This is a genomic window from Streptomyces sp. NBC_00390 (assembly GCF_036057275.1).
Lineage (GTDB): Bacteria > Actinomycetota > Actinomycetes > Streptomycetales > Streptomycetaceae > Streptomyces.
Window position 1 is genome coordinate 4,366,600 of the sequence record NZ_CP107945.1, and the last position, 18,888, is coordinate 4,385,487.

Below are 18,888 nucleotides of genomic sequence, written 5' to 3' on the forward strand. Positions count from 1 at the left end.
CTGCTGCCTTGGGAGTGTCGCACCTTGAGTGTCAGCCGGTCCGGGTAGAGGTCTGAGGATGAGCGATCCGGACACCTCTGGCGAGGCCTCGCCATTCCATGTCGACTACGAGGCGGTCTTCCGCGCGTTCCCAGGGCCTGCGCTGCTTCTTACCCCTGACTTGGCCATGGTGGACGCCAATGACGCATTCCTGGGCCGGTCCGGTCGCGGGCGTAGGGACCTGGCGGGCCGTGCTGTATTTGAAGTGTTCCCCGTGGACTCCTCGGATCCGGAGGCACCGGGCAGCCAGCTGCGCGCGTCGGTGGACCGGGTGCTGGCCACAGGGCGGCAGGACGCCATGCCGCTGCGGCGGTACGAATTGGAGACGCCCGGGCGGCCGGGGGAGTTGGAGAATCGGTACTGGAGTCCGGTCAACGCGCCGGTTCTCGGCCCGGACGGGCAGGTGGCACTGATCATTTCCCGGGTGGAAGAGGTCACCGAGCTGGTCCGCATCCGCGCCGCCTTGCAGGAAGCCGGTGATGCGCTCAGTGATGAGGTGACCATGACGGCCGGGTTGCTCGCGCGGTCCCAGGATCTGCAGGAACTCAATGAACGGCTGCGCCTCGCCCACTCACGCGAACGCGAGATCGCCATAAGCCTGCAGCGCGCCATGCTGCCGCCCGTTCCGGCGGGATTCAGCGAGGTGGCGGTGCGCTACCGCCCTGCCACCAGTTCACTCAACGTCTGTGGCGACTGGTACGACGTCCTCGACCTGGGCCAGGACCGCCTTGCCGTCGCTGTCGGCGACGTGGTCGGCCACGGCCTGGAGGCCGCTGGAGTCATGGGCCAGCTCCGCAGCGCCCTCAGCGCCGCCGTCCGCGCAACAGGTGAGCCGGCCACCGCCCTCAAGACACTCGCCCTGCAAGCCCTCACGATCGAGGGCGCCCTCGCCGCCACCGCCCTCCAAACAATCGTCGACCGGACCGCCCACACCATCACCTACAGCCGCGCGGGACACCTGCCACCCCTGCTGCTCCACCCCGACGGCTGCGCTGCCGAAGTCCTGGACGAGGTCGTGGACCCGCCCCTCGGCGTTTGGGACATCGACACGGTCAGAAACCAGGCCTCGCATTCCTACGAGCCGGGAGCGACCCTCGTCCTGTACACCGATGGACTCATCGAACGCCGCGGCGAAGACATCGACACCGGACTGGAGCGCCTCACCGACAGCCTCACCCGCCACCGCGACCTCGATCCCGAGGACCTCGCCAGCGCCCTGCTCACTGACGTGCATCCCATTGGTGACGGCCCCGACGACGACACCGCCCTGGTCGTCGTCCGGCTATGAGCAACCGCAACCCCAGACGCCCTGTCGCGACCTGCCAGGTGGCTTTCACATCCGCTCCGTGGCCGCCCGCCCCGCCGACCTGCACAGCGTCCGCGCAGCCGTCCTGGTCGTCCACGGCGATGGCGGCCCGCTACCAGCACGTGACGGGAGGAATCCTGGCCGACGTGGCGCAGCGGGTCGTCTCATCTGGGAGGTGGCCAAGACGACCGAAGAGAGCAGCCCGGAGGGCTCCGCAGGATCGCCTTGAGACTGTAGATGAGACTGCGGACGCCGAAGGGCCCCACCGCGAACGGTGGGGCCCTTCGACGTATTGCCCGGTGAGAGCAATGGCGGAGGATACGAGATTCGAACTCGTGAGGGGTTCAATGACCAGTCCGGCGATGAGCGATCTTGAAAACCGTCGTGGCAGCGGTGTCACCGTGGGCTCAAATCCCACACCCACCGCAGGTGGACGGCCCCTGACCAGGCAACTTGGTCAGGGGCCGTCCTCGTGAGCGTTGTCCGCCGACGACCGCTGTTCCCTGCTGTTTCCCGCCTGAACGGGCATGGGAAGGGCACGGTGACCTTTTGATCCTGAACTATCGGCGGGGCGGTCGCTGGGGTCTGCGGGGCCTGTCAGTCGGTCGCCGGGGGTTGGTGTGGGTCGGCGACGCTTGCTGTGGTTGCTGCACTTCGCTGCTGTACATCCTGGGCGGCTTGGTGGGCCGAGGCGAGGTTGTCGCGGCTGATCAGGGTGTCGGGGTGGGTGCCGCCGAGGACCTGCTCGCATTGGGCGAGGGTGGCCTCGTACCTGCGCCCATCCGGGGGCATCTGATGCCCGCTTGCCCAATTCCGAGGTAAGCGCCTTCCGGCTCGCCGCACGGATGAGTGACGGCCAGTCAGCTCAACATTTTTCATGCATTCTTTGATGCATATTGATTGATTCCGGCGACATCACCTGGGTGAATCGCAACGGGGGTTGGGTGTCTGCTTAATATGCCGCCGACAGGCGAGGCGATTCCGTTCGACGAGGAACGTCCGGACGTCACCACCCCACAGGAGTTGGCTCCTCGATGACACTGAATATTCCCGATGCGCCGCATCGGCGCACAATGACGGCTTGGATCGCGGGGGTACTCACCCTGCTGGTCGCCTTTGCCGTGGTCGCAGTGACGCCTACACGGGCGAATGCAGCAACACCTGTAGATCTGGGTACCGCGGAAAGCTTCGCGGTACTGGCCGGCGCGGAGGTCACCAACACCGGGCCCTCAGTGGTCACTGGAGACGTCGGAGTGCATCCGGGGACGTCCATCAGCGGGTTCCCGCCCGGTACGGTCAACGGGACTTCGCACTCTGGGGACACTGTGGCTGAACAAGCCAAGACCGACCTGGTCGCGGCGTACAACGACGCCGCCGGACAGGCATCCAATGGCGCCCTTCCTCCAGATGCCGGTGGCTTGACGCTGGTTCCGGGCGTCTACACCGCCTCTTCCAGTCTCGGGCTCACCGGCACCCTCACCCTGAACGCCCAGGGCGACCCGAACGCCGTGTGGGTGTTCCAGGTCGGTTCGACGCTGACCACGGCGAGCAACAGCAGCGTGTCCCTCATCAACGGCGCATCGCCGTGCAACGTGTTCTGGCAGATCGGCAGCTCGGCCACCCTCGGCACCGGCACCACCTTCGTGGGCACCATCATGGCCAAGGCAGCGATCACCGTAGCAACGGGAGCGACCATCGACGGCCGCGCGCTGGCCGAGGTCGAGGCCGTGACGCTGGACACCAACCGGATCACCAGGCCGGAGTGTGCGGGCACCACGACTACAACAACCACCGGTGACGCTGCGACCACCACGACGACGGGTGACGCTGCGACCACCACGACGACGGGTGACGCTGCGACCACCACGACGACGGGTGACGCCGCGACGGGTGATGCCGCGACGGGTGACGCTGCGACGGGTGACGCTGCGACGGGTGACGCTGCGACGGGTGACGCTGCGACGGGTGACGCTGCGACGGGTGATGCCGCGACGGGTGATGCCGCGACGGGTGATGCCGCGACGGGTGATGCCGCGACGGGTGATGCCGCGACGGGTGATGCCGCGACGGGTGATGCCGCGACGGGTGATGCCGCGACGGGTGATGCCGCGACGGGTGATGCCGCGACGGGTGATGCCGCGACGGGTGACGCCGCAACCGGCGACGACGGCGGTTACCACGACGGCGGTTACCACGACGGCGGTTACCACGACGGCGGTTACCACGACGGCGGTTACCACGACGGCGGTTACCACGACGGCGGATACGACCACGGCGGATACAACGACGGCGATACGCCGAGAAGCCCGGCAAGCGCGAGGGAAAGCGCAGGGTGCACAAATGCACGGTCAACGCTGAGCGAGTTGTTCCCCCGCCTATCGGCGGGACCAGTGAGTCCCGCGTGGGCCCTCTCGGCGGAATGCGCGCACGGGTAGTCGACCCCACACACGAGTGGGACGGATGGCGCGCGTCGGATCGTCATCGATTCCGTCGCGCGCCCGCCCGCGGAAGCAGGAGAAGCAGGTGCGAGCAGTCGGGATGGGAAGGGCCGGGTGGGGCCGTGCTGGGCGGCGTTGAGTCGACGAATGTGAAGGAATCGCAGCGGACCGACGCTGAGCCGGCAGCACAGGACGGTGGCGGGGGACCGCGTATGACCCGTGACCTTTCAGGGCCACCCCGCCTGCTGACCGCAGGAACGGGAGCCGCGGTGGCCCTCTGCCTTGCAGTGGCTCTGGCCCATGTGCTCCTGGTGTTTCTGCACGTGGCGCCTCCGAATGTCATCTCGAAGGCGTACAGCCGACAGATCGACGCCTGGGTCCGGCCTGTGTTCGAGCAGAACTGGCGGCTCTTCGCCCCGAATCCGCAGTGGGTCAACCGGCAGATTTCGGCAAGGATCAAGCGGACAGCGCCGGACGGCACCACACGGATGAGCGACTGGACCGATCTGACCGCCAGGGACAATTCCGCCGTCAAGCACAACGTCTTCCCGAGCCATACAGCACAGAACATGCTGCGCCAGGCTTGGAATTCCTACCTCAAGACGCACGGCGGCGACAACCAGCCGCGCTCGGACCGTGCTGTGATGATCCAAAAGTATCTGCGCAACATCGCAGCGGACCGTGTCGCCGCCCAACATGGCGGCACCTTCGACTCCATCCAACTGCGGGTCATCACGCAGCCCATCCCCGCGCCCCGCGCAGCGGGCGGATTCCGGCCGGCCGCCGCGGTATCGGCGCGTGCTGAAACCCGGTATCTGCCTTGGTGGAAGGTGTCCTCGCATGGAACGGACTGAGCAGGCACCGGTCGCAGCGCCCCCACGCACCACCGAGCCAGCGGCCGTGCGAATGCCGCAGCGCGTACTCGACCGGGTCCATGCGCTCCTCGTCCTCCTGACCGAGCGGCCGGTCTCCTTGTACGCGGCGGCGATGCTGCGCATCGGGTACGGGCTGCTCTATCTCGTTTTTCTGCTCCGCGAGTTTCCACACCGCGATGAGATGTGGGGCCCCGGTTCACCGTGGACGCCCGCGCTGGCCAGGCAGATGTTCGACCAGAGCGGGTGGGTCAGCGTCCTCACCCTGTCCGACAGCCGGGTGTACTTCGAAGTCTGCTACGCCGTGGCTCTCGTCACGTGCGCGCTGGTCTTGCTGGGCTGGCGGACCCGGGCGGTGTCCGTGCTGTTCGCGGTAGTGGTGGTGTCGTTCCACGCCAGGGCGATCTTCATGGCGGACGGCGGGGACAATCTCATGGTCCTCATGGCCGTCTACCTCGTCTTCACCGCGTGCGGCCGGCGCTGGTCCCTCGACGCGCGGAGGACCCGGCTCCAGGCGGCGGCGGGCAAGACGGCAGGCCGGCTCGGCGGCGGTCTCCGGCACCAGCTCGGTGACGCCCGCATCATCTTGATCACTGTGCTGCACAACTGCGGCATGTTCGTCATCGCCGCCCAGGTCTGCTTCCTCTACGGATGCGCCGGCCTGTACAAGGTGCAGGGCGTCAAGTGGGGCGATGGCACCGCCCTCCACTACATCCTGAACATCGACCTGTTCCGGCCCTGGCCTGTGTTGTCCCAGATGATCGACGGCCATCACGTGCTGATTGCAGTCATTGGCTATCTGACGGTGCTGGTGCAGGTCGCCTTCCCGTTTGTCCTGTTCGGCAGGCTCAAATACCCCGTCCTGGTCCTGTTGCTGGGCATGCACGTGAATATCGCGGTGGTCATGGGACTGCCGATCTTCTCCGGCGCGATGATCGTCGCGGACGCCGTGTTCCTGCCGGACCGCTTCTACCGCGCCGTGGGACGGCTGTGGCGGCGCACCGTACAGCGCACAGGCGTCACGGCAGCGGGAGCCTCGCCCGGGACAGCACCCGCCGCGGTACCGCCGCAGCCCCGACCCGCCAGCTGAGGAAAAGCCGCGGCATGTCGAATTTTCGCGGGACTGCGAGGTTCCCCGCTTCGCCACCGCAGTGAGCTTGATCAGAGCTTCATTCTCACGTCGGTGTTCGGCCGGCGGAGCCGGGGCCGTCTTGATCCACGGGCGACAGTGCACCCCGGCGCAGAGGTCGGCTCCACGGCTTTGGCCGGTGTCCTGCCCGGTTTGGGGTCGTGCATGATCAGGGGGCCGTACGCTTGCCGGCTACTCGGGCAGGCTTGTCCCCTGCCCGGATGGCGGAGATGATCTGGGTGACGGTGTCCTGGGCGGCCACCGCGTCATCGAGCACCGTGGAGTCCAGCGCGCGCCGCTGCCTGCCCTTGAGTACGCCGGTCGCGGCGCCGCTCGTCCCGAACACCGACTATCACATCTGGAAGCAGTTGCTTCGGGACGCTGGTGTGCGGGACGGCCGACTGCGTGACGCACGTCACGCGGCGGCGACGGTGCTCCTTCTGCTCGGCGTTCCGGATGTCGTGGTCGACGCGATCATGGGTTGGGCGCCTGGAGGAGCGGCCCGTATGCGCGCCCGGTACATGCACATCACGGGGCCCATGCTGACGAAGGTGGCTCAGCAGATCGGCGATGCCCTATGGAGGGTGCCGGAGGCCAACTGAGACGGACAACGTCGAAGGGCCCCACCGTGAACGGTGGGGCCCTTCGACGTATTGCCCGGTGAGAGCAATGGCGGAGGATACGAGATTCGAACTCGTGAGGGGTTGCCCCCAACACGCTTTCCAAGCGTGCGCCCTAGGCCTCTAGGCGAATCCTCCGCCGCAAACAATACAAGACGTTGAGGAGTGCTCGCGAACCTGTTCCGGAGCCCTGCCCAGGGGGGTCCGACCACCCCCGCGGATCGGGTAACCTGGGCACAGCCCCTCACGTGGCGCTATCTGACTGAACTCCCCCAGGGCCGGAAGGCAGCAAGGGTAGGTCGGCTCTGGCGGGTGCGTGAGGGGCGCTTTGCGTCCCCCGTGGTTCTCGGCGGCTGCCGTGGTTGTCGGCCCGCCCCGATAACCTCGTAGGCGTGTCGTCCCTTGCGCTGTACCGCCGCTACCGTCCCGAGTCATTCGCCGAGGTCATCGGGCAGGAGCATGTCACCGACCCGCTGCAGCAGGCCCTGCGGAACAACCGGGTCAATCACGCGTACCTGTTCAGCGGTCCCCGCGGCTGTGGCAAGACGACCAGCGCGCGCATCCTCGCCCGGTGTCTGAACTGCGAGCAGGGTCCGACGCCGACACCGTGCGGCGAGTGCCAGTCCTGCAAGGACCTCGCGCGGAACGGGCCGGGATCGATCGATGTCATCGAGATCGACGCCGCCTCGCACGGTGGTGTGGACGACGCCCGTGACCTGCGGGAGAAGGCATTCTTCGGACCGGCGTCCAGCCGGTACAAGATCTACATCATCGACGAGGCCCACATGGTCACCCCGCAGGGCTTCAACGCTCTGCTGAAGGTGGTCGAGGAGCCGCCGGAGCATCTCAAGTTCATCTTCGCGACCACCGAGCCCGAGAAGGTCATCGGCACCATCCGGTCGCGTACGCACCACTACCCCTTCCGGCTGGTGCCGCCCGGGACGCTGCGCGACTACCTCGGTGAGGTGTGCGGACGGGAGCAGATCCCCGTCGCGGACGGTGTGCTGCCGCTCGTCGTGCGGTCGGGAGCCGGGTCCGTGCGTGACTCCATGTCCGTCATGGACCAGCTCCTCGCGGGCGCGACCGAGCAAGGTGTGACGTACGCCATGGCGACCGCCCTCCTCGGGTACACGGACGGGTCGCTGCTCGACTCGATCGTGGACGCCTTCGCGTCGGGTGACGGGGCCGCGGCCTTCGAGGTCGTCAACCAGGTCATCGAAGGGGGCAACGACCCGCGCCGGTTCGTCGCCGATCTGCTGGAGCGGCTGCGGGACCTGGTGATCCTGGCCGCCGTTCCGGACGCGGGAAGCAAGGGGCTCATCGATGCCCCCGCCGATGTGGTCGAGCGGATGCAGGCGCAGGCCTCGGTGTTCGGCGCGGCCGAGCTCAGCCGGGCGGCGGACCTCGTCAACACCGGGCTGACCGAGATGCGCGGCGCGACCTCGCCCCGGCTGCAGCTGGAGCTGATCTGCGCACGCGTGCTGCTGCCGGCCGCGTTCGGCGACGAGCGTTCGGTGCAGGCCCGCCTCGACCGTCTCGAGCGGGGTGCCGCGGCGGCCGGGACGGCCGGAGCCGCGGCGTTCTCGGCCGGGGCGTCGGGCCCCGCCATGGGGTATGTCCCCGGACCCGAAGCCCAGGCTCACGCTCCCGTACCGCCGGGTGGCGGGCCGGCCGCGGCCCGGGCCGCCGTCCGTACGGATGCTCCGCCCCCGCCTGCCGCGCCCGCCCCGTCGGCACCCGCGTCCGTGTCCGTGTCCGTTCCGTCGGCACCCGCACCTGTGTCCGCACCCGCACCCGAGCCCGCCGCCGAGCAGCCCGCGGCACCGCGCCCGGGGGCCTGGCCCTCGGCGGCCGGTGCCGGTGGCGGGAGCGGTGCGGAGACCGGCGCGCGGCGCCCCGGCGGCTGGCCCACGGCATCCGCCCCGGGACAGGGCACCCAGCCCACGCCGCCGCCCGCGGCCCCCGCGCCGGCACCGCCCGCCCAGGCCCCTGCCTCCGTGCCCGCCCCCGCCGCGCAAGGCGCCGGCCAGGTGCGGAACATGTGGCCGGACATCCTGGAGGCGGTCAAGAACCGCCGCCGCTTCACCTGGATCCTGCTGAGTCAGAACGCACAGGTGGCCGGTTTCGACGGCACGACCCTCCAGCTCGGCTTCATCAACGCCGGCGCGCGGGACAACTTCGCGAGCAGTGGCAGCGAGGAGGTCCTCAAGCAGGCGCTCGCCGAGCAGTTCCATGTGCAGTGGAAGGTCGAGGCGATCATCGACCCGTCGGGCGGCGCAGGCGGCTCCGGCGGTGGTCAGCCCCCGTCCGGTGGCTACGGCTCCGGTGGCTACGGAGGCTCCAGGCCCGCGCCCGCCGCGTCGGCGCCCGCACCCGCCCCGGCTCCTGCCGTCCGCCCCGCACCGCAGGCGGCCCCCCGGCCGAGCCCTGCCCCGCAGGCGACCGGCCCCGAGCCGCCGCGCGCGGCCCAGGCGCACACCCCGCCCCCGGTGGCCCCCGAGGACGACGTACCGGAGGAGGACGACCCGGATCTCGTCGACTCCGCGCTGTCCGGCCACGACCTGATCGTGCGCGAGCTCGGTGCCACGGTCGTGGAGGAATATACGAACGAGTAACGGGTCCGTCCTCGGAGGCCCGTACGACGACTTCCGGCGCCCGGCGGTTAGGCTGACTGCCGTGAAGGTCCTCGTCATCGGCGGCGGCGCCCGCGAACACGCCCTGTGCCGCTCTCTGTCCCTCGACCCCGGCGTCACCGCCCTGCACTGCGCGCCCGGAAACGCCGGCATCGGCGAGGTCGCCGAGCTGCACCCGGTCGACGCGCTGGACGGCGCGGCCGTGGCGCGGCTCGCCACCCAGCTCGGTGCCGGGCTGGTCGTCGTCGGCCCCGAGGCGCCGCTGGTCGCCGGTGTCGCCGACGCCGTGCGCGCCGCGGGCATCCCCTGCTTCGGCCCCTCCAAGGAGGCGGCCCGGCTGGAGGGCTCCAAGGCCTTCGCCAAGGACGTGATGGCGGAGGCGGGAGTGCCGACCGCCCGCAGCTATGTCTGCACGACCCCGGAGGAGATCGACGGGGCTCTCGCCGCCTTCGGCGCTCCGTACGTCGTCAAGGACGACGGCCTCGCCGCCGGCAAGGGCGTCGTCGTCACCGAGGACCTCACCGCTGCCCGCGAGCACGCGCTGGCCTGCGGCCGGGTCGTCATCGAGGAGTTCCTCGACGGCCCCGAGGTGTCCCTCTTCGCCGTGACCGACGGCGAGACGGTCGTCCCGCTGCAGCCCGCCCAGGACTTCAAGCGCGCTCTGGACGGCGACGCGGGCCCCAACACCGGCGGCATGGGCGCGTACTCCCCGCTCCCGTGGGCCGACCCCAAGCTGGTCGACGATGTCATGGACACGGTCCTGCAGCCCACGGTCGACGAGCTGCGCCGCCGCGGTACGCCCTTCTCCGGTCTGCTGTACGCGGGCCTGGCGATCACGTCGCGCGGTGTGCGGGTGATCGAGTTCAACGCCCGGTTCGGCGACCCCGAGACCCAGGTGGTCCTTGCCCGGCTCAGGACCCCGCTGGCGGGTCTGCTGCTCGGTGCCGCGAACGGCACGCTGGACCAGCAGCCGCCGCTCCAGTGGCACGACGACGCGGCCGTGACCGTGGTCGTCGCCTCCTACAACTACCCCGATACGCCGCGCACGGGTGACCCGATCGAGGGCCTGGACGAGGTCGCGGCCGAGGACGCCCCCCATGCGTACGTCCTGCACGCCGGTACGAAGCGGGACGGTGACACGGTCCTGAGCGCCGGTGGCCGGGTGCTGTCGGTCACGGCGACGGGCAAGGACCTCGGCAAGGCCCGTGAGCGCGCCTACCGGGCGGTGGCCAGGATCCGCCTCGACGGCTCCCAGCACCGCACGGACATCGCCCGAAAGGCCGCCGAGGGCTGATCCCCGCCGCTTCGGGGCCGGGCGGCGCACGCCCGCCCGGCCGATCCGGACCGGCTGCTACGCCGAACGGTGTCCCCGCGACGCCCGCGACCGCCCCGCGTACTCGCCTCACGCCCCGCCCGGAAAACGGCCCTGGGTCCGGCCCCGACACTCGGCCCCGAAGACGGCCCCGAGTGTCGGAGCCTTTGCCCAAAGCCATTCCATCGAGTGATGGCTGACCCATCCGGATGACTGCCGCCGGAGCCCCAACTATGGTGCGGCGCAGGCGTTCCGGCACTTGGCCCACCGGCATTGCGATGTCGGTGGGCGGTGCCACAGTGGGGGAGTGACCAACATCGTCGCAGGGCAGAGGGGGTGAGGTCCGGACGTGTCCGGTACCGGTATCGGGGAGTCGATCGGCGAGCAGGGCGCACGCTCCCGTGCCCTCGCCGTGCTGCATGTGCGCAGCAGGGCAGCCGCTGTGGCGCTGCTTCCCGCAGCCGCCGCCGTCGTACTGCTCGCCGGCGGGGCCATGGGGCACATGTCCGGTGCCGGCTGGGACGCCGCACGCTGGATCGTCTCCGGCTGCGCCCTCGTCGTGCTGGTTCTCGCCGTCGTCGTCGCCACCGTGATCGTGCGGGCCACGCCGGCGCTCAGCCCGACCGTGGAGCTCCCCGAGCGCGCCGCCCCCGACCTGTACCGGATGGTCCGCGATCTTGCGGAGCGTCTCGATGTGCCGGCCCCCTCCGCGCTGGCGCTCACCCCCGACTGCGACAGCTGGCTCGAGGACCGTACGCATCCCTCGCACGCGATATCCGACGGCAGTCGCCGGCGCTCCGCGCAGGCACCGGTCCTGGTGATCGGATCGCCGTTCCTGTGGTGGATGCGGGTGGCCGAGCTGCGGGCGGTGCTCGCGCCGGTCGTCGCCGCGACCGGGCCCGCCGCCAACCCCGACATAGACGCCGCCCGCCGCTTCGTACGGGGCCTGGACGCGGCCGTCGCCGATGCCGCCCGCCCCGGCCTCGGGGTGATACGCAAGGCCGGCGCCGGTTTCACCGGCACCGTCGCCCGCGTGCTGCTGCGCAGCTGCCAGACGCATGCCGCAGAGATGGAGCGGGGGGTGGCCGCCGCCGCGTCCGAGCGTGCACAGGCTGTGGATTACGGCCTGCGGATCGTCGCCCAGGAACAGGTCGGTCTCGCCTACGCGGGCTGGGACCGGCTGCTGACCCGGGTCGCGCTGCCCGCCTGGCGCATGGGCCGCTGGCCCGCACGGCTGGATGCGGGCGTGGTCTCGGCACTGACCGAGCTCTCGCGCCGCGACCGGCTCGCCGAGGGCTTCGCCTCCCGGCTGGGCGAGCGCCCCGCCTGCGATCTGCTGGAGGAGCCCGGCGCGGTGGACGAAGCGGCGTCGCTGCTGGCCGCGCGCCTGTTCCACGGCGGCCCGGCCGAGACGGGTCCCGACTGGTCGCCGGTGGACTGGCAGCACTATCCCGAAGAGGTCGTCGACCGTAAGTGGCGTACGGAAGCGGCCCGGATCCACCGCGTTCTCGACGAGCTGGGCGTGCCGCCGTCGACCGGCCGCCCCGAGGGCCCGACGCTCGCCCGGGTGATGGACCACCTGTCCGCCCGGCCGGGCGGCGAGGCGAGTGACGATCTGGCGGCCGCGATAACGGCCCGGGTGGCCCGCGAGGAGTCGGCCCGCGAGGCAGCCGCACCCGCGCCGCATCCGTCACCGGCCGGAACCTCGAGCGCCCCCATGGGCGATGCCCTGGCCTTCTGGGGCGGCAGCCCCCTCCCCCTCTTCCCGCTGCAGCCGCCGCGTACGGGCCGCGAGCTGCTGGCCGACCACGTCGTCGCGATGGTGTGCTGCGCGGCTGTCGACACGGCGGGTGCTGTGCCCGGCCTGGACTGGCTCGACGGCCCGGCGCTCCTGGTCGCCGGCGAGCGCCGCTCGGATCTGGTGGCGCCGGTGCTCAGCCTGGTGGAGGACGGCGACGCGCAGCCGCTGCGCGTCTGGCTCGGTTCGCTCGGCGTCCGTGCCGAGAAACCGGTCCGCCTGGTCTGAGCCGCCGTCCGTTCCCGCCCGGTCCGCCCTCCGCCCCACTGCCGATGACGCCGATTCACGACGAACGGTGACGGAGTGAGCGCGTTATGTGATGTGCTGGGGGCCGGCACCGACCACTCGGTGCCGGGCAGTCGCTGCGGACCCGCAGCGCAGTCACCGCACAGTTGTCCCGGGGGAGACCGAGGGAGGGCGCACCATGGGGGCGGAGCAGATCCGACGGTGGGAATCGGGCGCCCTCGCGCACGCCGTGACGGACCCGTTCGGCCAGGGACCGCTGCCCTGGCTGCGCGGCAGCGAGCAGTACTTCGGCGACACCGGTCAGGTCGTGCCCTGGTACGCCGACCCCACCCTGGCCCGCGGCGGCTCCGGCCGCCCCCGCAGCGCCGACGACGTCCGCCGCCAGATCAAGGGGTTCGCGACCCCGGGCGCCGCCGCACCGGGTGAGTCGCTCGACTTCCACATCACGGTCGACCCGCCCCAGCAGTTCTCCGTCGACATCTACCGCATCGGCCACTACGGCGGGGACGGCGCGGCCAAGATCACCACCAGCCCGCGGCTCTCCGGCATAGTTCAGCCGGCCCCGCTCACCGCCGACCGCACGGTCTCCTGCCACCACTGGTGGCTGTCGTGGCGGCTTCAGATCCCCTCGTACTGGTCGATCGGCGCGTATGTCGCCGTGCTCACCACCGTGGACGGCCATCGCTCCCACATCCCCTTCACCGTCCGCGACGACCATCCCGCGGACCTCCTGTTGCTCCTGCCCGACGTCACCTGGCAGGCGTACAACCTCTACCCGGAGGACGGCCACACCGGCGCCAGCCTGTACCACGCCTGGGACGAGGAGGGCCGTCTCCTCGGCGAGGAGGACGCCGCGATCACGGTCTCGTTCGACCGCCCGTACGCGGGAGCGGGACTGCCCCTCCATGTCGGCCACGCCTACGACTTCATCCGCTGGGCCGAGCGGTACGGCTACGACCTTGCCTATGCCGACGCGCGCGATCTGCACGCCGGCCGGGTCGACCCCGCCCGCTATCGCGGACTGGTCTTCCCCGGGCACGACGAGTACTGGTCGGCGCCCATGCGGCGCACCGCGGAGCAGGCCCGCGACCGCGGCACCTCGCTCGTCTTCCTCTCCGCCAACACCATGTACTGGCGGGTCGAGTTGGGCCCGTCCCCCTCGGGGGTGCCCGAGCGGCTGCTGACCTGCCGCAAGCGCCGTGGCCCTGGGAAACCCGCCCTGTGGCGCGAGGTGGACCGGGCGGAGCAGCAGTTGCTCGGCATCCAGTACGCGGGCCGGGTCCCCGAACCCCACCCGCTGGTGGTGCGCAACGCGACCCACTGGCTCTGGGAGGCGACCGGCGCGAACGAGGGCGACGAGCTGCCGGGCCTGGTGGCGGGCGAGGCCGACCGCTACTTCCCGCGTACCGCGCTGCCCGAGCACCAGGGCCGCATACTGCTGGCCCACTCGCCCTACCGGGACACCGAGGCGGCGACCCGCCACCAGGAGACCTCGCTGTACCGGGCTCCTTCCGGCGCCCTGGTCTTCGCGTCCGGCACGTTCGCCTGGTCCCCGGCGCTCGACCGGCCGGGCCATGTCGACGTCCGCATCCAGCGCGCGACGGCGAATCTGCTCGACCGCATCTGCAAGCGCGGATAGGCCGAAACCCACCCGGGCCACCCTGGTCGGGCCCGCCCTCCCCTCATACGGGACAATCGGACGCGTTGGACATAATCACGGGGAGGAACCGTGTCCGGATTCGTTGAAAAGCCCGAACCGCTCCAGGTGCCGGGCCTGGTGCATCTGCACACCGGCAAGGTGCGCGACCTGTACCGGAACGAGGCCGGCGACCTCGTGATGGTCGCCAGCGACCGCATCTCCGCGTACGACTGGGTGCTGCCCACCGAGATCCCCGACAAGGGGCGGGTGCTGACCCAGCTGTCGCTGTGGTGGTTCGAGCGCCTCACGGACCTGGTGCCCAACCATGTCCTGAGCACCGAGCTGCCGCAGGGCGCCCCCGCCGACTGGGCAGGCCGCACGCTGGTGTGCAAGTCCCTGCGGATGACCCCCGTCGAGTGCGTGGCCCGCGGCTATCTCACCGGCTCGGGTCTGGCCGAGTACGAGCAGACCCGGACGGTCTGCGGACTGGCGCTGCCCGAGGGGCTGAGCGACGGCTCCGAGCTGCCCGCCCCGATCTTCACCCCCGCCACCAAGGCGGCGGTCGGCGACCACGACGAGAACGTGTCGTACGAGGAAGTGGCCCATCAGGTCGGTGCCGAGACGGCGGCCCTGCTCCGCCGGACGACGCTGGCCGTCTACGGCCGGGCCCGTGACATCGCCCGTGAACGCGGCATCATCCTCGCGGACACCAAGTTCGAGTTCGGGTTCGACGGGGACGACCTCGTCCTCGCCGACGAGGTGCTGACCCCCGACTCGTCGCGCTTCTGGCCGGCCGACCAGTGGCAGCCGGGCCGCGCCCAGCCGTCGTACGACAAGCAGTTCGTGCGCGACTGGCTGACCTCCCCCGCGTCCGGCTGGGACCGCAGGAGCGAGCAGCCGCCGCCCCCGCTGCCGCAGGAGGTCGTGAGCGCGACCCGGGCCAAGTACGTGGAGGCGTACGAGCTGCTGACCGGGACGACCTGGTCGTAGACACGAAGAAGCCCCCGGCGAGATCGCCGGGGGCTTCTTTCTCTGAGCGGACGACGAGATTCGAACTCGCGACCCTCACCTTGGCAAGGTGATGCTCTACCAACTGAGCCACGTCCGCATGCGCCGTAGCGCGGAGACCACTATACCCAACCTCGGCGGCGTGCGAGACGTGCCGCCGTGTGCCGGTTCCCGGCTCCGAGTTTTCCGGCCGCCGAGGAGAGGTAGTTCCGGACGGTTCCCTGGGAGAGCGAGGCGCGCTCGGCGATCTCCGCGACGGGCGCTCCGTCGGCCGCCAGCGCCAGCACTTCGGCCTCGCGGGCGGTCAGCGGCGAGTCGCCGGCCGAGATCGCGTCGGCCGCCAACTCCGGGTCCACATAACGGTTTCCGGCGTGCACGGTACGGATGATCTCCGCGAGCCGCTGCGCACTCACGGTCTTCGGGACAAAGCCCCGCACTCCGGCTGTGAGCGCCCTTTTCAGATGGCCGGGCAGCCCATGACTGGTCACGATCATGGTCCGGCACTCCGGTAGTTCGGTCCGCAGGGATGTGGCCACCGTCACACCGTCCGCGCCGGGCATCTGCAGATCGAGCACCGCGACATCGGGCCGGTGCGCACGTGCCATGGCGAGCGCCTCAGGGCCGCTGGCGGCCTCGGCGACCACGACGAGATCGTCCTCGAGAGCGAGCAGGGCGGCGAGCGCGCCGCGGATCAGATGCTCGTCGTCGGCGAGCAGTACGCGTACGGTCACACCGCCTCCCTCATGTCCTCGACCGGCTGCGGCTGCGGCTGCGGTTCCGGCTGCGGCTCCGGTTCCGGTTCCGGCTTCAGCGGAACGCGGGCCGTCAGCCGGAAGCGCCCGCCGGCGCACGGCCCCGCCTCCAGCGCACCGTCCACCGCCGACAGGCGCTCCCGCAGCCCCGTGAGGCCCGAGCCGCCGGTGTCCGCGGGCACCTGGCCCGCCCCGTCGTTCTCGACGACCAGCACCGCGGCACCGTCCGCCGCGCTCACCGAGATCGTGCAGTGCTGCGCGTCGCCGTGACGCAGCACGTTCGTCGTCGCCTCCCGGACCACCCAGCCGAGCGCCGACTGGACCTGGACCGGCAGCCCCGCGTCGCCCGCCTCGATGGTGCACGTGATCCCGGCCGCCTCCAACACGCCCCGTGCGCCCTCCAGTTCGGCTCGCAGGTCCGCGTCGCGGTAGCCGCGCACCACCTCGCGTACCTCACGCTGCGACTCCCGGGCGATGCGCTGGACCTCGGTCATCTGGTCGACCGCCTCCGGCCGTCCGCGCCGCACCAGTTGCACGGCCAGCTCGCTCTTGAGCGCGATGACGGCGAGGTTGCGGCCCAGCACGTCGTGCAGATCCCGGCCGAAGCGCAGCCGCTCCTCCGCGACCGCGAGCCGCGCCTGTACGTCGCGGGCCTCGCGCAGCTCCCACATCACGCCGAGCACCCACAGCGAGACGCGGACCGCGAAGGCGAGCCAGCCGGTGAGGAAGCCGACGGTCACGGTGGTGACCACGACCACGTGCAGGGGCCGCCCGGTCAGCGGGAGCAGAGCGGCCAGCACGGCGAGCGTGCCCGCCTGGTGCAGGGCAATGATCCTGGGGCGCACGATCAGGCAGTGCCCGCTGAAGAACGGGACCAGCACCGTGCCCAGCAGCAGCGGAATGAATCCGGTCAGGTCGACGGTCGTGGCGAGCGCGGTGACCCCCGCGGCCAGGGCGGCCGTCGTGACCGCCGCCGGGACGACGTCCCACGGCGTGACCTCCCCCCGCCTCAGGTACGTGTCCATCGCCCGCCGGGCGAGGCGGTGGCAGAACACGCCGTTGGCGACATCGACCAGCGCGGTCGCGAGGACCAGGGCGGCCGGGCCGTCGGCTCGGACCGGACGGGTGAGCAGAAGACCGCCGACCACGAGCACGGACAACCACACGAACGAGTACACGGTGCCGCGTGTGTACAGATCCACCTTCGCCGGCCCGCTGCGGCTCCTCCAGCGCTTCATCCCTGGCCTCCGGTCGGTCAGCGCCGTGGTTCCCAGCGGAACCACCGCTGCACAGCAAACACGGAGAGCACCGTCCAGGCCAGCGCGGTGACGGCCGCGCCGGCCGGCTCCGAGCCGTCCGCCCCGCCGAGCCAGCCGGCCCGTACGAGTGTCATCACACCGGTGAGCGGGAGCAGTTCGCAGACCGAGGCGAGTCTTGCCGGCATCACCTCCAAGGGGACGAACAGTCCGGAGCCGAACATCGAGATCATGAACATCGGCAGGGTGGTGATCTGCGCGCTCTCCACGGTCCGGGTCACCGCCGACGTGAGCGCCGCCAGCGCGGCCAGCAGCACCGTCCCCAGCAGCGCGCCGGCGACGAGGAGTTCGGGCCGCTCGGGCGCCGTCACATCGAGGAAGGCGACCCCGGTCACCACCATCACCACGCACTGTGCGAGCGCGAGCCCGGCGGCGGGCAGAGCCGTTCCGGCGAGGATCTCGCGGTCCGGCACCTCACCGGTGCGCAGCCGCTTGAGCACCAGCTCCTCGCGTCGCGCCACATAGGCGGAAACGAGGTTGATGTGGACGACGAGGAGCAGAACCATCCCGATCCCGCTGGTCATCGCCGCCTCGGCGACGCTCATCCCGGCCTTGCCGAGATCCATCTGGTCCAGCGTCGACTTCGTCGCCAGGATCATCGCCGCAGGCATGAGGAGCGCCACGGAGAGTGCCGTCCGGTTCCTTGCGAGAAGGGTCAGTTCGGCCCGCCCGAGAGCGGTGAGCCGTGCCGTGGTCGCCGTCATGTCACACACCCGCCGTTTCGGTACGCGCGATGTCGAGGAACGCCTCTTCGAGGGAGGCGGAGCGGGCGTCGAGCCCTTCGAGCCGTACCGCCGACTCCTCGGCCCACCGCAGCAGTTCGCCCAGCGACTCCTGGAGCGTGTGGGTACGGATCTCGATGTGCCGTCCTCCCCCGGAGCTTCGCCCGGCGGGTACCTCCGCCTCAGCCGCCTGCAGTCCGAGCGGCAGCCGCCCGGCGGGCACCCCGAAGGGCAGCACGAACCGGATCCTGGCCGGCCGTGTCGCCGTGACCTCGGCGGGGGTGCCCGTCGTCACGATCCGCCCCCGGTGCATGATCGCCAGCCGGTCGGCGAGCAACTCGGCCTCCTCCAGATAGTGCGTGGTCAGCAGCACGGTCGTACCGGCCTGCCGCAGTGCCCGGACCAGCTCCCAGGTGTCGCGGCGTCCCTCCGCGTCCAGGCCGGTGGTGGGCTCGTCGAGGAAGAGCACCTCTGGCCGCCCGAGCAGCGCCAGCGCCAGGTCGAGACGTCTGCGCTCGCCGCCGGACAGCTGCTTCACCCGCACTCGGGCCCGCTCGCCGAGCCCCACCAGGGCCAGCGCCTCCGTGACCGGCCGCGCCCCGGTGGTGCACGCCGCCCACATGCGAGTGGTCTCGGCGACGGTCAGTTCGGAGGGAAAGCCACCCTCCTGGAGCATCACGCCGGTCCTCGAGCGTACGGAGGCACGCTCGCGGTACGGGTCGTGGCCGAGGACCTGTACCGATCCGCCGCCGGGGGCGGCAAGGCCCTCGAGCAGTTCGACCGTGGAGGTCTTGCCCGCACCGTTGGTCCCCAGCAGGGCGAAGATCTCGCCGCGGGCGACGTGGAAGGAGATCCCGCTGACGGCCTCGAAGCCTCCGGCGTAGGTGCGCCGGAGGCCGTCCGCCTCGATCACGTACTCGTCGTCGGTCATGACTCAAGATTCGGACCGGCCGAAGGCGTGGGGCAGTGCGCGCTGTCATCGCTGCGCATGACAAATGTCATCGGTGGCGGATGCCCGGGCGGGGAAACGAAGAAGCCCCCGGCGAGATCGCCGGGGG

The 18,888-nt window shown here is 70.8% G+C and carries 14 protein-coding genes, 2 tRNA genes, 1 other RNA gene and 1 pseudogene; 11 read left to right on the forward strand and 7 right to left on the reverse strand.

Annotated elements, in window-relative coordinates; translation table 11 throughout:
• The first annotated feature begins 58 nt into the window (after positions 1–58).
• A complete protein-coding gene (locus OHS70_RS19080) occupies positions 59–1,327 on the forward strand; it encodes a PP2C family protein-serine/threonine phosphatase (protein WP_328399006.1) in 1,269 nt (422 codons plus the stop codon).
• A 327-nt stretch (positions 1,328–1,654) separates the two neighbouring features.
• Here OHS70_RS19080 and OHS70_RS19085 read toward each other — a convergent pair.
• Positions 1,655–1,763 (reverse strand): annotated as a pseudogene (locus tag OHS70_RS19085).
• Positions 1,764–2,418: 655 nt separating this feature from the next.
• On the opposite strand from OHS70_RS19085, the gene OHS70_RS19090 reads away from it, so the two are divergent.
• The 4 genes from OHS70_RS19090 (at position 2,419) to OHS70_RS19105 (ending at position 6,386) form a co-directional block, all read left to right on the forward strand.
• The gene (locus tag OHS70_RS19090) at positions 2,419–3,780 is read left to right on the forward strand and encodes an ice-binding family protein (protein WP_328399007.1); all 1,362 of its coding nucleotides are present in this window, start codon (positions 2,419–2,421) and stop codon (positions 3,778–3,780) included.
• Between the two features lie 125 nt (positions 3,781–3,905).
• Positions 3,906–4,637 (forward strand): DUF5819 family protein, encoded by a 732-nt coding sequence (locus tag OHS70_RS19095; RefSeq protein WP_328399008.1) that lies wholly within the window; start codon positions 3,906–3,908, stop codon positions 4,635–4,637.
• A gap of 52 nt (positions 4,638–4,689) precedes the next feature.
• The gene (locus tag OHS70_RS19100) at positions 4,690–5,745 is read left to right on the forward strand and encodes an HTTM domain-containing protein (RefSeq protein WP_328405750.1); all 1,056 of its coding nucleotides are present in this window, start codon (positions 4,690–4,692) and stop codon (positions 5,743–5,745) included.
• A 260-nt stretch (positions 5,746–6,005) separates the two neighbouring features.
• On the forward strand, positions 6,006–6,386 hold the full coding sequence (locus OHS70_RS19105; protein WP_443062783.1) for a hypothetical protein: 381 nt from the start codon (positions 6,006–6,008) through the stop codon (positions 6,384–6,386).
• A gap of 68 nt (positions 6,387–6,454) precedes the next feature.
• Here OHS70_RS19105 and OHS70_RS19110 read toward each other — a convergent pair.
• A tRNA-Ser gene (locus tag OHS70_RS19110) sits at positions 6,455–6,542 on the reverse strand.
• Between the two features lie 97 nt (positions 6,543–6,639).
• Here OHS70_RS19110 and ffs point away from each other — a divergent pair.
• From ffs to OHS70_RS19140, 6 genes are all read left to right on the forward strand, one after another.
• An RNA gene (ffs, locus tag OHS70_RS19115) (signal recognition particle sRNA small type) lies at positions 6,640–6,738 on the forward strand.
• Between the two features lie 58 nt (positions 6,739–6,796).
• Positions 6,797–9,019 (forward strand): DNA polymerase III subunit gamma and tau, encoded by a 2,223-nt coding sequence (locus tag OHS70_RS19120; protein WP_328399009.1) that lies wholly within the window; start codon positions 6,797–6,799, stop codon positions 9,017–9,019.
• A gap of 61 nt (positions 9,020–9,080) precedes the next feature.
• Positions 9,081–10,331, forward strand: coding sequence for a phosphoribosylamine--glycine ligase (purD, locus tag OHS70_RS19125; protein ID WP_328399010.1), 1,251 nt, complete (start codon positions 9,081–9,083; stop codon positions 10,329–10,331).
• Positions 10,332–10,698: 367 nt separating this feature from the next.
• The gene (locus OHS70_RS19130; RefSeq protein ID WP_328399011.1) at positions 10,699–12,375 is read left to right on the forward strand and encodes a hypothetical protein; all 1,677 of its coding nucleotides are present in this window, start codon (positions 10,699–10,701) and stop codon (positions 12,373–12,375) included.
• A gap of 196 nt (positions 12,376–12,571) precedes the next feature.
• Positions 12,572–14,032, forward strand: coding sequence for a N,N-dimethylformamidase beta subunit family domain-containing protein (locus tag OHS70_RS19135; protein WP_328399012.1), 1,461 nt, complete (start codon positions 12,572–12,574; stop codon positions 14,030–14,032).
• A gap of 90 nt (positions 14,033–14,122) precedes the next feature.
• Entirely contained in the window at positions 14,123–15,022 is a 900-nt protein-coding gene (locus OHS70_RS19140; RefSeq protein ID WP_328399013.1) for a phosphoribosylaminoimidazolesuccinocarboxamide synthase, read from the forward strand.
• A 45-nt stretch (positions 15,023–15,067) separates the two neighbouring features.
• Here OHS70_RS19140 and OHS70_RS19145 read toward each other — a convergent pair.
• The 5 genes from OHS70_RS19145 to OHS70_RS19165 form a co-directional block, all read right to left on the reverse strand.
• A tRNA-Gly gene (locus tag OHS70_RS19145) sits at positions 15,068–15,140 on the reverse strand.
• 22 nt (positions 15,141–15,162) lie between these two features.
• On the reverse strand, positions 15,163–15,771 hold the full coding sequence (locus OHS70_RS19150) for a response regulator transcription factor (protein ID WP_328399014.1): 609 nt from the start codon (positions 15,769–15,771) through the stop codon (positions 15,163–15,165).
• Positions 15,768–17,030, reverse strand: coding sequence for a sensor histidine kinase (locus OHS70_RS19155; protein WP_328399015.1), 1,263 nt, complete (start codon positions 17,028–17,030; stop codon positions 15,768–15,770). Before OHS70_RS19155 ends, OHS70_RS19150 begins: the two co-directional genes overlap by 4 nt.
• Positions 17,031–17,047: 17 nt before the next feature.
• Positions 17,048–17,812 (reverse strand): ABC transporter permease, encoded by a 765-nt coding sequence (locus tag OHS70_RS19160; protein WP_328399016.1) that lies wholly within the window; start codon positions 17,810–17,812, stop codon positions 17,048–17,050.
• Between the two features lies 1 nt (position 17,813).
• Entirely contained in the window at positions 17,814–18,761 is a 948-nt protein-coding gene (locus OHS70_RS19165; RefSeq protein WP_328399017.1) for an ABC transporter ATP-binding protein, read from the reverse strand.
• Between the last annotated feature and the right edge of the window lie 127 nt (positions 18,762–18,888).